The sequence below is a fragment of the Citrobacter sp. RHBSTW-01044 genome, assembly GCF_013781945.1.
In the GTDB taxonomy this organism is placed as follows: Bacteria; Pseudomonadota; Gammaproteobacteria; order Enterobacterales; family Enterobacteriaceae; genus Citrobacter; species Citrobacter braakii.
Map to the genome: position 1 here is coordinate 3,517,956 of NZ_CP056180.1, position 13,316 is coordinate 3,531,271.

Consider the following 13,316-nt stretch of genomic DNA (forward strand, 5'->3'; position numbering starts at 1 on the left):
CACTATGTCGTTAACACAATGGGGTGCCGCGCTGGTTGGATGCGCCACCCTGTTGCTGACGGCCTGTACGGTAGTTGACCTCGACGAAAACGGCAAACCAATTATCCCGGCCGATCCTCAGGCCAAAGCCAGTTTCGACAACCAGACTTCCGATCAGATCGCGCAACAAACCTGGCAATCCCGCGTCCTGGAAGCGGCACAGCAACATGTTCTGGATGCTTCAGCGCTGACCACTCGCCTGAAGGCCCCCTCACCCGCTCCCGAAAGCGTGTTTGTACGCCTGACCAGCCAGATTGATAGCGTCGACACCACCAATGGGCGAGAGCACACCATCGTGGTGAGGGTCAATGATATGCCCGTCACGATTCAGATTGGCCCGGTAATGCGTGGCAATGCTATTCGCGATGCCAGTGGTTTCAAGTTTGAAGATTTTACTAACCAGGTTCAGTTTGCCCAACTGTCACGGGCTTATAACCGTGAAGCGGCGAAACAGTTACCCGCCGTAGACACTAGCTGGCAAGGGAAAACTGCCACGGTGCTGTTTGCCGTGACGTTGAATGCTGGAAAAGCGGAAAACGCAGCAGCACTGACGCTGGAACAGGAGGCTCACTAATGCGCAATACCTCAGCTGATGACATCATCCTGCGCACGCATGCCATTTCAATGCTGTTTCCCGGCACAATTGCGCTGGACAGCGTCGATTATCAGGTCTGGCGTGGCAAGGTGAATGTGATTATTGGTGAGAATGGTGCGGGGAAATCGACGTTGATGAAGATCCTCGCTGGCGTTCAGCAACCCAGTAGCGGTGAGATGTCGCTCAATGGAAATCCCGTGCGCTTTGCCAGCACCCGGGATGCTGCGGCACATGGAATTGGTATGGTGCATCAGGAGTTAAACCTGTTTGAGAACCTCACCGTCGCGGAAAACATTTTCCTCGGTCGGGAGATTCAAAAAGGCATGGCCCCCATTAATGAGGCCGAGCAAGAGAAACGCACCGCGGAATTATTAACCCGGCTCGATCAGCCGATATCACCGCGCGACCTGGTTGGCAATCTCAAAGTAGGGCAGCAACAGCTGGTCGAAATCGCCAAAGCACTGGCTGAAGATGCAGATATCCTGATTCTTGATGAACCCACCTCAGCGCTCAGTAAAACTGAAGTCGAGATTCTGTTTCGCGTGATCCGTGAACTTACTCGCCAGGGCGTGTCGATAATCTATATCTCCCATCGCCTCGAAGAATTGATGGCAATTGGCGATGTGATCACTATTTTACGCGATGGTAAATTTCAAGCCGAAGCCAAGGTTAGCGACATCGATGTCCCGTGGATTGTGCGCGAGATGTTGGGCAGTGATCCGGTAAGCAACTTTCTCGAACCCGGCCGCACGTTTGGAGCTCCGGTTCTGGAAGCTGAACATATCACCTGCGTGAATACCGCTGGCAGCGCAGTCGTCAATGACGTCACCTTTAACGTTCATGCCGGTGAAATTGTCGGTATCTATGGACTTATGGGGGCTGGGCGAACCGAATTGTTCGAGTGCTTGTTAGGTACTGAGCGCAACTACCTCGGAAAACTGTGGCTCGACAGCAAACCGGTCCCGCAGCGCTTAACCACCGCCGATCGCATCCGTATGGGAATGAGTCTGGTGCCGGAGGATCGCAAGCGCACGGGGATTTTCCCCATTTCATCCGTCGCCACCAATCTGACCATTGCCAGCCTTTGGCGGCGTCTGCAACGTGGCTTTGCCATTGCCCGCAAAGATGAAGAGGCCGTGGTCGCCAGCACAATTGGCAATCTGTCGATAAAAGTCTCCTCGCCAGAGGTTGAAATTCAGGCGCTGAGCGGAGGGAACCAGCAAAAAGTGGTGATTGGTCGCTCTCTGCTCACCAATCCCAAAATTCTCTTTCTTGACGAACCCACACGCGGCATCGATGTCGGGGCGAAAGCCGATGTGTTCCGCATGATGGTCCAGCTTTCCCAGCAGGGTATTGCTGTGGTCTTCTCCACCTCAGATTTAAAAGAAATTATGGCGGTTTCTGACCGCATTCTGGTGATGTCCGGCGGCAAGCTAACTGCCGATATCGCCCGCGATCGTGCCGAAGAATCGGCGCTGGTAACCGCAAGTGCTCAGGGGTTCTGATATGAAAACACTACAATCTGCCGCCAACGCGCCTCGCTCCACAGTCGCCTTCTCTCGGGAAAATATCCTGCTACTAATCCTAAAACTGCGCACTTTTATTGCACTGTTTTTAATCGTCGGGTTCTTTGCCTTCACCGTACCGGGATTTCTCTCTGGCGGCAGCATGGTCATTATGATCAAGCATATCGCCATTAACGCCTTTCTGGCGCTGGGGATCACGTTTGTCATTATTACCGCCGGGATTGATCTCTCAATTGGCGCTACGCTTGGGCTGTGCGGCATGGTCGCAGGATGGCTAATCACTAAAGGCATTGTATTGCCAATGTTCGGCATCGCAATTTTCCCCAGCGTCTGGGTGATTGTGCCTGTCGTCTTGTTGATTGGTGGGCTGATTGGCGCGGCGAATGGTTGGATCATCACCCACTATAACGTCGCACCGTTTATTTGTACGCTCGGAACCATGTACGTTTTGCGCGGGGCGGCGATGCTGACCTCCGATGGGCAAACCTTTCCCGGGCTTTCCGGCAATCCGCAGCTCGGCAATACCGGTTTTGATGAGATTGGTGCCGGTACACTGTTTGGGATTCCGTGGGCCATCTGGATGATGATTGTGCTGGCACTGGTCATTGCTTACGTCGCTCGTCGTCTACCTTTTGGTCGCCACGTTTACGCCATCGGGGATAACGAGCGCGCTGCTGAGCTGTCAGGGGTAAAAGTAAAACAGGTGAAAATCTGGGTGTATACCCTATCCGGACTGTGTGCCGCGATTGCTGGAATTGTGGTCTCGGCACAGCTTTCCGCCAGCCATCCGGCCAACGGTACGGCATTTGAGATGAACGCCATTGCCGCAGTGGTTCTCGGCGGTACGTCACTGGCCGGTGGACGGGGCACGATTTTAGGCACGCTGATTGGCGCTTTCGTTATCGGTTTTCTGGCCGATGGTCTGGTGATGATGGGCGTCAGCGAGTTCTGGCAAATGGTGATTAAAGGTATCGTGATTATCGTCGCGGTCATCATCGACCAGATGCAAAACCGGATGCAGCAAAAAGCCGCGGTGGTAGCACAAAAGGCGGCGATGGAAAGTCAGTAATCCCCTCTGAAAAGTCTGATATGCACAACCAGACAGCTCCAGGGGCCTCCTGGGGCTGTCAATTGTTTAACTCACCGTGACATCACCCTTCCACCAGACTGCGGGCTGTCGGGTAGTCGGTGATCAATACGTCAATATAATTCCCCTGCAATGCCCCGCGTATCGCATTCTGTTTTTCCACACCACCAGCCAAAGCAATCACGTGGTTACACTCCCGGATCTGCGAAAGCTCCATTCCGATGACCGGGTCTTCCTCATGGCTGAGTACCGGGTTACCTGCTGCATCGTAATAATGCAGACAGATATCGCCTACTGCGCCGCGCTCGGCGAGCAGTCGCAACATTTCTTCGTTGTAGTAGTTGCCTGAGTTTTTCAGCAATTGAGAAGGCTCCAGTTCGCCAATACCGACAATTGCCACATCCACTTCAGCGAACTTTTCAACCACCGCGGCAACGTCAGGGCTGTTAACCAACCGTGTACGCTCTTCAACCGAATGCTCAATACTTTGTGAAGGCAGCAGCCAGGCCGGACAGCCGAGGTGCGCTGCCAACTGTTGCGTAAGAATCGTGGCCTGCACGTTACCATTCGGCCCTACGCCGCCCAGCAGTTGGATCACCCCCGCCGCACGGATATTTTGCGGGTGCATCTCATCGACCATACAGCGAATGGTGCTACTCCAGGAGGAAATTCCAACCAGGTCCTCGGCTCGCAAGCGGGTTTCAACGTAATGCGCCGCCGCGCTGCCAATTGCATGCTTAATTTGCGTATTGCTGGGGTTGTCACCGACATCCACGACAATCGCCTGACGAATACCAAACTGCTCTTCAATGGCTTTTTCCAGCGCCACAAAGATATTGGTCGGCTGTACGACGGTGATTTTCACCAGCCCTTCTTTCTGACAACGCGTTAAAGCACGGGAGACAAAGGACTGCGACAAATGCAGCAGCGTGGCGATTTCAGACTGTTTTTTATTTTCGGCGTAGTAAAGCGTGGCAATCTTAACCAGCAACCGCTGTTCATCCTGCTTTGACATGGCATTCCCCCTGATAAACTGCCTGTTATTTTTATTCATACCTGAATAGATAACAAGTCATCAGTACCTTTCCAGTTATCACGTTAGTGTGATCCTTTTCTCTTTTCTCCAAAATTTGGTGGCACAAGCCGTAGACAAACCGCCAGACAAGGCATATCTTTAATCATGAATAATAAATCAGTAGTGAATATTTATTCTAACCAATAACGACTGACTGTTTTATCTGCAGATTACGTGGTGGGTAGAGAGACAGTTGCACTACTGCACTCACATGGAATATTTATTCATTCAAGATTAAACATTCAAGAGGTGTCTTATGAATCCGTTTTCGCTCTCAATACCAGAGCTAGAAAAGAAAGCACGTGCCGTGCGTCGCCGCATTATCGTGTTGAATGCTGAAAGCCCGGCTGGCGGGCACACTGGCGCAGACCTGTCGCAGGTTGAACTGCTGACAGCACTCTATTTTCGTATCCTGAATTGCTCCCCGGAGATTAAAGAGAGCGACGAGCGCGATATCTACATCCAGTCAAAAGGTCACGCTGTGGGCGGTTACTACTGTGTCTTGGCAGAAGCCGGTTTTATTCCTGTGGACTGGCTGGCGACCTATCAACACGCCGATTCGCATCTGCCGGGGCATCCGGTAAAACATAAAACGCCAGGAATTGAATTGAATACCGGAGCTCTAGGTCACGGTCTGCCGGTTGCAGTAGGGATTGCGCTGGCGGCTAAACGCAGCAACAGCAAACGCCGGGTGTTTGTCGTCACCGGTGATGGTGAACTGGCCGAAGGCAGCAACTGGGAAGCAGCACTGGTCGCTGCCCACTATAAACTGGATAACCTGATTATCATCAACGACAAAAATAACCTCCAGCTTGCCGGATCAACCAAAGAGATCATGAACACCGATCCGCTGGATGAAAAATGGCGAGCCTTCGGTATGCAAGTCACAGAGTGTCGCGGGAACGATATGAGTGATGTGGTACGCACGCTGGAAGGATTACCCCCTGAAGGCAAGCCATATGTCGTCATTGCACACACCACCAAAGGAGCCGGGATCTCTTTTATCCAGGGCCGCCCGGAATGGCACCACCGCGTGCCAAAAGGAGAAGAAGTTGAACTGGCGCTGGAGGAACTGAAAGATGCGTAATAGCGAACACCTCGCCACCGTCATGGTGAACACGTTAATTGCCGCGGTCAAACGTGGAATGGATGTTGTGCCGGTGGTGGCTGACTCAACATCAACAGCAAAAATCGCCCCATTTATGAAGGAATTTCCCGGTCGTCTGGTCAACGTGGGTATTGCCGAACAGACGTTGGTCGGTGCTGCTGCCGGACTGGCGCTGGGCGGTAAAATCGCCGTCACCTGTAACGCTGCGCCCTTCTTGATTTCACGGGCCAATGAGCAAATTAAAGTCGACATTTGCTACAACAATACCAACGTGAAGTTGATTGGCCTGAACGCAGGGGCCAGCTACGGACCGCTCGCCAGTACACACCACAGCATTGATGATATTTCCGTGCTACGCGGTTTTGGCAATATTGAGATTTACGCCCCGTCCTGTCCGGTGGAATGCCGACAGATTCTCGACTACGCCTTAAGCCACATAGGTCCGGTTTATATTCGCCTGGATGGCAAAGCCTTACCCGAATTACACGACGAAAACTACCAGTTCGCGCCGGGTAATATCGATATTTTGCGCAAAGGAAAAGATGTCGCACTGGTGGCAATGGGCTCAACTGTGCATGAAATTGTCGAGGCTGCCACAGTGCTGGAACAGGCGGGTATTGACGCCAGCGTAATCAGTGTACCGTCAATTCGTCCCTGCAATACCCAACAGTTACTGGCAGCTTTAACCCACTGCAAGGCAGTGGTTAGCGTGGAAGAACATAACATTAATGGCGGCGTGGGAAGTCTGGTGGCTGAAGTGCTGGCAGAAGCTGGCTGTGCTATTCCACTGCGTAGATTGGGGATTGCCGATGGCCAATATGCAATCGCAGCCGATCGTGCAGCAACGCGCGCACGCCATGAAATTGACGCGGCGGGTGTCGTGAAAAACGCCACCGCACTGTTGCTGGCAACACGATAAAACAATAACAACAACAGAACACTTACTGGAGAAAGCGATGTCACGAATTCCTCATCAGTTGACCATGGCGGTGATTATTGGCAATCGGGGATTTTTCCCGAGCTATCTGGTTGCTGAAGCCCGCGAACAAGCCAGCGTGCTCTTTGAGCGGCTGGGCATTAACACCATTATGCTCAACGATACGCAGACAGAACTCGGCGGTGTTGAAACCCGTCAGGATGCGAAAGTTTGTGCTGAACTTTTCCGCGCTCACCGCGACAAGATTCACGGTGTGGTGGTACTACTGCCGAACTTTGGCGATGAAAAAGCGATAGCGGAAACGCTGCGACTTTCCGGTTTAGATGTCCCGGTTCTGATCCAGGCGCAGGAAGACAACCTGGATAAAATGGGGCTTGCCACTCGCCGTGACAGCTTCTGCGGCAAGATCTCTCTGTGCAATAACATGCGCCAGTACGGTATTCCGTTTACGCTAACCACCCAGCATGTCTGCGACCTGTCAGGCGAGGTGTTTGCACAAGATCTGAAACGTTTCGAACAAATCTGTCGCGTGGTCGCCAGCATGCGCGGAGTTCGCGTCGGCGCTATCGGCGCACGTCCAGCTGGGTTTAACACCGTCCGCTACAGCGAAAAATTGCTCGAAAGACTGGGTATTGCCGTTGAAACACTGGATCTGTCTGAAGTCTTTACCCGCATCAAACGACTGCGCGACGACGATATCCGGGTGGATGAAAAACGCCGCCTGTTGATGGATAACGCCGACGCCAGCGCCATTCCAGCCGACAAACTGGTCACCATGGCAAAACTGTTTGTCGTTATCAGCGAATGGGTCATCGCTAATGATATTGATACGACTGCCATCCAGTGCTGGACCTCGCTGCAGGAAAATTTAGGCATCAACGTGTGCTCAATCATGAGCGTGATGTCCGGGCAGTTAATGCCCAGTGCCTGCGAAGTGGATGTGATGGGCGCGTTGTCAATGTACGCCCTCGCCAGCAGCAACTTAAGTCCAGCATCCATTGCCGACTGGAACAATAATTTCGGCGACGATCGTGATAAATGCGTTCTTTTTCACTGCGGTAATTTCGCATCAGCCAGTCTGGACAGCCCGAAGATGGGGACGGCGGATATCATCGGTACCACCGTCGGTAAAGAGAACACCTGCGGTGCAGTTCACGGTCGTATGAAAAGCGGTGCCTTGACCTACTTCCGCCTGAGTACCGACGATTTAACCGGCGAAATCAAAGCCTACGTCGGCGAAGGACTATCGGTTGACGATCCGCTGGACACTGTCGGCTGCCGAGCGGTAATCCAGGTACCTCATCTGGAGAACCTACTGGCATGGATTTGTCGTAATGGCTTTGAGCATCACGTGGCAATGAACCATTCCGCCAGCGCAGAGGTACTGCATGAAGCTTTCACCCGCTATCTCGGGGTGGATACCTTTTTCCATCGCTAATACTCAGGGAAACCGAAGGGCTGGAGAAAACAATGTCAGCACAAAAAGACATTATTATTGCGCTTGATGAAGGCACCACCAATGCCAAAGCCGTAGCGCTGGATGGTCAGGGAAACGTGGTCGCGAAGTTCTCCCGCGCGCTGGCGATCCACACGCCCCGTGAAGGCTGGGTTGAACAGTCAGGTGATGCACTTCTGGACGCATCGCTGGATGTTGTGGCACAAGCCATTGCCTGCGTCGGCGCACAACGCGTCGCAGCGCTGGCGATCAGCAATCAACGTGAAACGGCGATAGGCTGGTATCGTGCCAGCGGTCGCCCTCTCGGCCCTGCTATCACCTGGCAATGTTCGCGCACGGCAGATTTTTGCCGTGCATTACGTGAACAGGGGCACGAGGCGTACATAAAATCCATCACCGGATTACCCGTTGCCCCACTCTTTTCCGCCTCTAAAATGCGCTGGCTGCTGGAGTCAGTTCCCAACGGTATGACGCTCGCACAGCAAGGGGAAATATGTCTCGGGACCATCGATAGCTGGTTACTGTGGAACTTAACGCACGGCGAGGAATTTCGTTGCGATATCTCCAACGCTTCACGCACGCAGTTGCTCAATCTCAACAGCGGACAATGGGATAACGAGATGTTGGCTCTATTCTGTATTCCGCAGCAGGCGTTGCCCGAAGTTTGCCCTTCCAGCCACCATTTTGGCGTAACAAAAGGTCTGGAGAGGATACCTGATGGAATCCCTATTCTGGCGATGATTGGCGACTCTCATGCTGCACTTTTTGCCCATGGGTTGGGTAGGGAAGGCTGCGTCAAAGCGACCTATGGCACCGGATCTTCCGTTATGGCACCCGTATTCTCGGCGCAGTCCGAGGTGAGCGCGCTGGCAACGACCATAGCCTGGCATGACGGTGACACCCTGGTCTACGGACTGGAAGGTAATATTCCGCATACGGGAGATGCCGTCGCATGGATGGCCGATAGCACAGGTCTTAGCGAATTACCGGAAGAGCAACTGCTTCATGAGCTCAATACGCTGCCCGCCACGGTTGACTCCACGCTGGGCGTCTATTTTGTTCCGGCCCTTACCGGGCTGGGCGCGCCCTGGTGGGATGAAGATGCCCGGGGGTTGATTCACGGTCTCAGCCGCGGAGTGAAACGCGCACATCTGGTACGTGCGGCACTGGAGTCGATTACCTATCAGATTGCCGATGTTGTTTTAGCGATGCGCCAGCACAACGGTTTTCGACTCAGCGCGTTAATGGTTGATGGCGGGCCAACAAAAAATGACTGGCTAATGCAGTATCAAGCCGATTTATTGGGCTGTCCGGTGATGCGCAGCGATATCCCTGAACTTTCCGCTATCGGTGCCGGATTGCTGGCACGCAAGAAGCTGCAAGGTGCATCTACCAGCCAGTTGCGAGATTATCTGCCCGATCACGTATCGTTCCAGCCAAACATGGCGCGCCATGGGAGATTGCAAAAACGCTGGCATGAATGGCAAGGAGCCGTCGAACGCACCCGTTGGCAAACCCGTTAATAAATCAACGCTAATGATAAATGCGCCCGCAGCCATAACTGACTGTGGGTGCACTGTTAATTCTTCAAAAGCGAGTTACTGCGGCTGACACGCCGCCAGCGATCGGCGTTGCTGCCCTTTTTCATCGAAGTTGTCGGCAGCCAGCCAGCGCTGCAAAACAGCGTCGCACTGGGGCCATTCACTATCAATCATCGATAACCAGTCGCTGTCGCGATTACGCCCCTTGCGCACAATCTTCTGGCGAAAACGTCCTTCGAAGATAAACCCAAGGCGCTCCGCCGCCCGACGGGAAGCCGTGTTCAGAGAGTCACATTTCCACTCCACGCGACGATAGCCCAACGCAAACGCCTGGCGCAGCAACAGCCAGATGCTTTCGGTGCCGAGTACCGTATTTTTCATGCGCGGTGACCAGGTTACATGACCAATTTCAACCGAACCATGCTCCCGTTCGATCGCCATAAAGCACACCAGTCCCACCGCACGACCGGAACGCTGTTCAATGACAGCATAGGGAACCAGAGATGCATCCGTGGATTTGCCCTCTACCCAGCAAGCTGTGGCCTCAACGCTCGTGGGGCGAGAACTTGCAAGCCAGGTCCAGTCGCGATCGTCTGGCGCCTGCGCGTAAGCATCAAACAGATCGGCGGCATGGCTGTCGGCATCCAGGGGAACCAGTCGACAATATTGCCCTGCAAGTTCTTCCCGCGGCAGTACGGCAGCACCATTCCAGTCAGGCACAATATCGCCGACGGTCTGTCCATAAAGATTAATTTCCGGCACGATTCAACCCCTGTTGCGAAGTAAAAAATAGTTATAACACCGGCCATTTCGCCTTCAAAGCATCACGGGGGGATTTCTGACAACGAACAGAAATTCAGCGGCCCTTCTATATGCAGCTTGCAAGATGACGCGTCTATACTGATTAAAAATCAACGCTGAAGAGAACACTATGTCCCTACCCGATTTTCATGTTTCAGACCCTTTTACGTTAGGCATTGAACTGGAAATGCAGGTGGTCAATCCTCCGGGCTACGACCTGAGCCAGGACTCTTCCCGACTGATTGACGCCGTAAAGCCGCAGCTCACCGCCGGAGAAGTAAAGCACGATATCACTGAAAGTATGCTGGAGATGGCGACCGGGGTTTGTCGCAATATCGACCAGGCGAGTGCTGAATTATCCGCCATGCAGCAGATAATCTCACGGGTTGCTGCCGAGCATCACCTCGCCATCTGTGGCGGCGGTACGCATCCGTTTCAAAAATGGCAACGTCAGGAAGTCTGCGATGACGAACGCTATCGGCGCAACCTGGAAAATTTTGGCTATCTTATTCAGCAGGCGACGGTATTCGGCCAACATGTGCATATCGGCTGCGCAAACGGCGATGATGCTATTTACCTCCTGCACGGCCTGTCGCGATTTGTTCCCCATTTTATTGCACTCTCTGCCGCCTCACCTTATATGCAGACGTCCGACACGCGGTTTGCCTGCGCGCGGCTGAATATTTTCTCCGGATTTCCCGATAATGGCCCGATGCCGTGGGTGAATAACTGGCAGGAATTCGAGGGGTTATTTCGTCGACTGGCTTACACCAGCATGATTGATAGCATTAAAGATTTACACTGGGATATCCGCCCCAGCCCGCACTTTGGTACGGTAGAGGTTCGCGTCATGGACACTCCGCTAACCCTTGAACACGCAGTCAATATGGCGGGACTTATTCAGGCTACCGCCCACTGGTTGCTCACTAAACGGCCATTCAAGCACCAGGAGCGTGATTACCTGCTGTATAAATTTAACCGTTTCCAGGCCTGCCGCTTTGGCATGGCGGGAATCATCACCGACGTCAATACCGGCGATGGGCACCGCCTGTCAGATGACACGCTACGGCTACTGGAGAATGTCGCCGCTTCTGCGGACAAAGTGGGCGCGACCAGCGCGATTGAATCCTTACGCCTGCAGGTTAAAAATGGTCATGATGAAGCGCAGAGCATGCGTGATTTCGTCGCCGACGGCGGATCTCTGAGTGGTCTGGTGAAAAAACATTGTGAGATTTGGGCCGGGCTGTAAGCGTGGCGTTTGCGTTGCCCACAGAGATCCCGGACAATGGCTTTTTAACTCAAGTTTAACAATGCCATGAAACACCCGCTTGAATCACTGATGACCGCCGCAGGGATCCTGCTGCTGGCTTTTTTGTCTTGCCTGCTGCTGCCCGCCCCCTCACTGGGCATTGTGCTGGCGCAAAAACTCGTCGCCACCTTTCATCTAATGGATCTCAACCAATTTTATACTTTGCTGTTTTGTCTGTGGTTTTTACTGCTGGGGGTGATTGAATATTTTGTACTGCGTTTTATCTGGCGGCGCTGGTTCTCGCTGGCGGATTAGACCCGCGAGAACCCTTTGCCTTTAATGCGTTCGGCTATGATTTTCTTTGCGATACGCGCCCGGCGGCTGGCTGAACGTACGGGTGAAAATTCGCGTAAAGGTCTGCTGCGAATCGAATCCGTATTTCAAACAGATGTCATACACTTTCTGGTCGGTATCGCGTAGATCGCGCGCCGCCAATAGCAGCTTACGCTCGCGGATGTAGCGCCCGAGGCTTTCACCTTTGTACTGCATAAAAAGACGCTGCAGGTGCCATTTGGAATATCCCGCATGGCGTGCAATATCATCAATGCGCAATGGCTGATTCAAATTATCATCAATCCATTCAACAATCGTATCAATGACCTGAGCAGAAATCGTCATCATGCTCTCCCCTGTATTCATTGAGTCGCCTGTTGCCACCAGGCCGTAAACGGTTGGTCCGGTTCGGACAGTATTACCGGTTCACCCAGCATTGGCGTCAGTAGTCGGTAATCCTGACGACGGCTGGCAAGCGCCAGTCGTTTGTAGGGATCATCCCAGGTATGTTTCGCCAGAACGAAACGGCCGGCATGCCCTGGCAACACGGCTTTCGCATGCAGATCGGCCGCAGCCTGCGCCGTCTCTTCAGGCATCATGTGAATAAACTTCCAGTCCTGGTCATATTGACCGTTCTCCATAATCGCCAAATCAACCGAGCCAAACTGCTCACCGATGGCTTTAAAATGCGGTCCATAGCCGGAATCTCCGCTGTAATAAACGTTCTGCTCCGGCGTTTCGAACATGAAGCTCGCCCATAGCGTCTGGTTGCGCTTGATACCGCGCCCCGAAAAATGACGAGCAGGCAGCACATGAAGGATCAGCGAATCCGTCACTCTGACGGACTGATTCCAGTCCCGCTCTTCGATTATCTCGCTGCGCATCCCCCAGTAACGCAGATGCGACCCTACGCCGAGCGGCGTAATCACTCGCTTAATTTTCGGCATTAACGCCTTGATAGTGGCGAGATCCAGATGGTCATAGTGATCGTGCGAGATAATGAGCAGATCGATCTCCGGCATCGTCTGCGCAGTCCACGGATAATCCCCGGCAAAGGCTTTGTTCAGGAATGAAAACGGTGCGGCATAATTGCTAAATACCGGATCAATCAGGATACGTTGACCCGCCAGCTGCAAATACCATGAGGAGTGGCCCAGCCAGACCAGAGTATCCTGCTGTGGCGAAAGTCCAGCGAGATCGGTTGCCACCAGCGGTAACGGCTGCGCCGGGCGCGCATTATCACGCTTAGCGACCAGAAATTCCCACCAGGCCGCCAGCATGCCTTTGTTGCCGGTATAGCCCGGTGTCGGCACCTGGTTATGAAACTGTCCATCACGATAGTGAGGTGACTGTTCAACCAAACTCAGTTGTGCCCCTTGCGGGGCCTGACCAAACCCGGCATTAAGTACAAACGGTAAACTTGCAGCTGCGGCAATTAGCATAATAACAACCACACAAACTGTGAGACGCTTCATATCCTGACCTTAAACGCGCCCCTTTCCGCTGGTTTGCGCGACTGACTCTTGATTATGAGTGAGTAAGCACTCATTATAGAAATCGAAAGTTCGC

General features: G+C 53.2%; 13 protein-coding genes. 9 read left to right on the top strand and 4 right to left on the bottom strand.

Annotated features, from left to right (window positions below; genetic code table 11):
* Positions 1-4 precede the first annotated feature (4 nt).
* The 3 genes from HV352_RS17160 to HV352_RS17170 are packed head-to-tail and all read left to right on the top strand — an operon-like array spanning position 5 to position 3,229.
* Positions 5-613 carry a DUF2291 family protein gene (locus HV352_RS17160; protein ID WP_181634928.1) on the top strand — a complete coding sequence of 203 codons (609 nt, stop codon included), beginning with the start codon at positions 5-7 and terminating at the stop codon, positions 611-613.
* Positions 613-2,139, top strand: coding sequence for a sugar ABC transporter ATP-binding protein (locus HV352_RS17165; RefSeq protein WP_170973930.1), 1,527 nt, complete (start codon positions 613-615; stop codon positions 2,137-2,139). The genes HV352_RS17160 and HV352_RS17165 overlap by 1 nt, the downstream gene beginning before the upstream one ends.
* Position 2,140: 1 nt before the next feature.
* The gene (locus HV352_RS17170) at positions 2,141-3,229 is read left to right on the top strand and encodes an ABC transporter permease (protein ID WP_103283601.1); all 1,089 of its coding nucleotides are present in this window, start codon (positions 2,141-2,143) and stop codon (positions 3,227-3,229) included.
* 82 nt (positions 3,230-3,311) lie between these two features.
* On the opposite strand, the gene HV352_RS17175 is transcribed toward HV352_RS17170, so the two are convergent.
* The gene (locus HV352_RS17175) at positions 3,312-4,262 is read right to left on the bottom strand and encodes a sugar-binding transcriptional regulator (RefSeq protein WP_137379419.1); all 951 of its coding nucleotides are present in this window, start codon (positions 4,260-4,262) and stop codon (positions 3,312-3,314) included.
* Positions 4,263-4,578: 316 nt separating this feature from the next.
* On the opposite strand from HV352_RS17175, the gene HV352_RS17180 reads away from it, so the two are divergent.
* From HV352_RS17180 to HV352_RS17195, 4 genes are read left to right on the top strand one after another with little or no spacing between them, the layout of a single operon-like run.
* On the top strand, positions 4,579-5,409 hold the full coding sequence (locus HV352_RS17180; RefSeq protein ID WP_137379418.1) for a transketolase: 831 nt from the start codon (positions 4,579-4,581) through the stop codon (positions 5,407-5,409).
* Positions 5,402-6,349 (top strand): transketolase C-terminal domain-containing protein, encoded by a 948-nt coding sequence (locus HV352_RS17185; RefSeq protein ID WP_047358064.1) that lies wholly within the window; start codon positions 5,402-5,404, stop codon positions 6,347-6,349. Before HV352_RS17180 ends, HV352_RS17185 begins: the two co-directional genes overlap by 8 nt.
* 37 nt (positions 6,350-6,386) lie before the next feature.
* Positions 6,387-7,805 carry an L-fucose/L-arabinose isomerase family protein gene (locus tag HV352_RS17190; protein WP_016152179.1) on the top strand — a complete coding sequence of 473 codons (1,419 nt, stop codon included), beginning with the start codon at positions 6,387-6,389 and terminating at the stop codon, positions 7,803-7,805.
* 32 nt (positions 7,806-7,837) lie between these two features.
* Positions 7,838-9,346: an FGGY-family carbohydrate kinase gene (locus HV352_RS17195; RefSeq protein ID WP_181634929.1), complete on the top strand. Its 1,509-nt coding sequence runs from the start codon at positions 7,838-7,840 to the stop codon at positions 9,344-9,346.
* Positions 9,347-9,421: 75 nt separating this feature from the next.
* On the opposite strand, the gene HV352_RS17200 is transcribed toward HV352_RS17195, so the two are convergent.
* Entirely contained in the window at positions 9,422-10,126 is a 705-nt protein-coding gene (locus HV352_RS17200) for a GNAT family protein (protein ID WP_016152177.1), read from the bottom strand.
* Positions 10,127-10,295: 169 nt separating this feature from the next.
* Between HV352_RS17200 and HV352_RS17205 the strand changes: the two genes are divergently transcribed.
* Together HV352_RS17205 and HV352_RS17210 are read left to right on the top strand one after the other, a co-directional pair.
* A complete protein-coding gene (locus HV352_RS17205) occupies positions 10,296-11,414 on the top strand; it encodes a YbdK family carboxylate-amine ligase (protein ID WP_019076232.1) in 1,119 nt (372 codons plus the stop codon).
* A gap of 66 nt (positions 11,415-11,480) precedes the next feature.
* Positions 11,481-11,729, top strand: coding sequence for a DUF1158 domain-containing protein (locus HV352_RS17210; protein WP_016152175.1), 249 nt, complete (start codon positions 11,481-11,483; stop codon positions 11,727-11,729).
* A 21-nt stretch (positions 11,730-11,750) separates the two neighbouring features.
* Here HV352_RS17210 and HV352_RS17215 read toward each other — a convergent pair whose 3' ends face one another.
* Positions 11,751-12,092: a RamA family antibiotic efflux transcriptional regulator gene (locus HV352_RS17215; protein WP_003021996.1), complete on the bottom strand. Its 342-nt coding sequence runs from the start codon at positions 12,090-12,092 to the stop codon at positions 11,751-11,753.
* Between the two features lie 17 nt (positions 12,093-12,109).
* Positions 12,110-13,222, bottom strand: coding sequence for an MBL fold metallo-hydrolase (locus tag HV352_RS17220; RefSeq protein ID WP_181634930.1), 1,113 nt, complete (start codon positions 13,220-13,222; stop codon positions 12,110-12,112).
* Positions 13,223-13,316: the final 94 nt, after the last annotated feature.

What these genes read in the sequence shown, in the direction of transcription:
- HV352_RS17160 (WP_181634928.1), top strand. Translation starts at nt 5, where the DNA reads ATGTCGTTAACACAATGGGGTGCCGCGCTGGTTGGATGCGCCACCCTG.
- HV352_RS17165 (WP_170973930.1), top strand. Translation starts at nt 613, where the DNA reads ATGCGCAATACCTCAGCTGATGACATCATCCTGCGCACGCATGCCATT.
- HV352_RS17210 (WP_016152175.1), top strand. Translation starts at nt 11,481, where the DNA reads ATGAAACACCCGCTTGAATCACTGATGACCGCCGCAGGGATCCTGCTG.
- HV352_RS17175 (WP_137379419.1), bottom strand. Translation starts at nt 4,262, where the DNA reads ATGTCAAAGCAGGATGAACAGCGGTTGCTGGTTAAGATTGCCACGCTT.
- HV352_RS17180 (WP_137379418.1), top strand. Translation starts at nt 4,579, where the DNA reads ATGAATCCGTTTTCGCTCTCAATACCAGAGCTAGAAAAGAAAGCACGT.
- HV352_RS17220 (WP_181634930.1), bottom strand. Translation starts at nt 13,222, where the DNA reads ATGAAGCGTCTCACAGTTTGTGTGGTTGTTATTATGCTAATTGCCGCA.
- HV352_RS17195 (WP_181634929.1), top strand. Translation starts at nt 7,838, where the DNA reads ATGTCAGCACAAAAAGACATTATTATTGCGCTTGATGAAGGCACCACC.
- HV352_RS17170 (WP_103283601.1), top strand. Translation starts at nt 2,141, where the DNA reads ATGAAAACACTACAATCTGCCGCCAACGCGCCTCGCTCCACAGTCGCC.
- HV352_RS17205 (WP_019076232.1), top strand. Translation starts at nt 10,296, where the DNA reads ATGTCCCTACCCGATTTTCATGTTTCAGACCCTTTTACGTTAGGCATT.
- HV352_RS17185 (WP_047358064.1), top strand. Translation starts at nt 5,402, where the DNA reads ATGCGTAATAGCGAACACCTCGCCACCGTCATGGTGAACACGTTAATT.
- HV352_RS17190 (WP_016152179.1), top strand. Translation starts at nt 6,387, where the DNA reads ATGTCACGAATTCCTCATCAGTTGACCATGGCGGTGATTATTGGCAAT.
- HV352_RS17215 (WP_003021996.1), bottom strand. Translation starts at nt 12,092, where the DNA reads ATGACGATTTCTGCTCAGGTCATTGATACGATTGTTGAATGGATTGAT.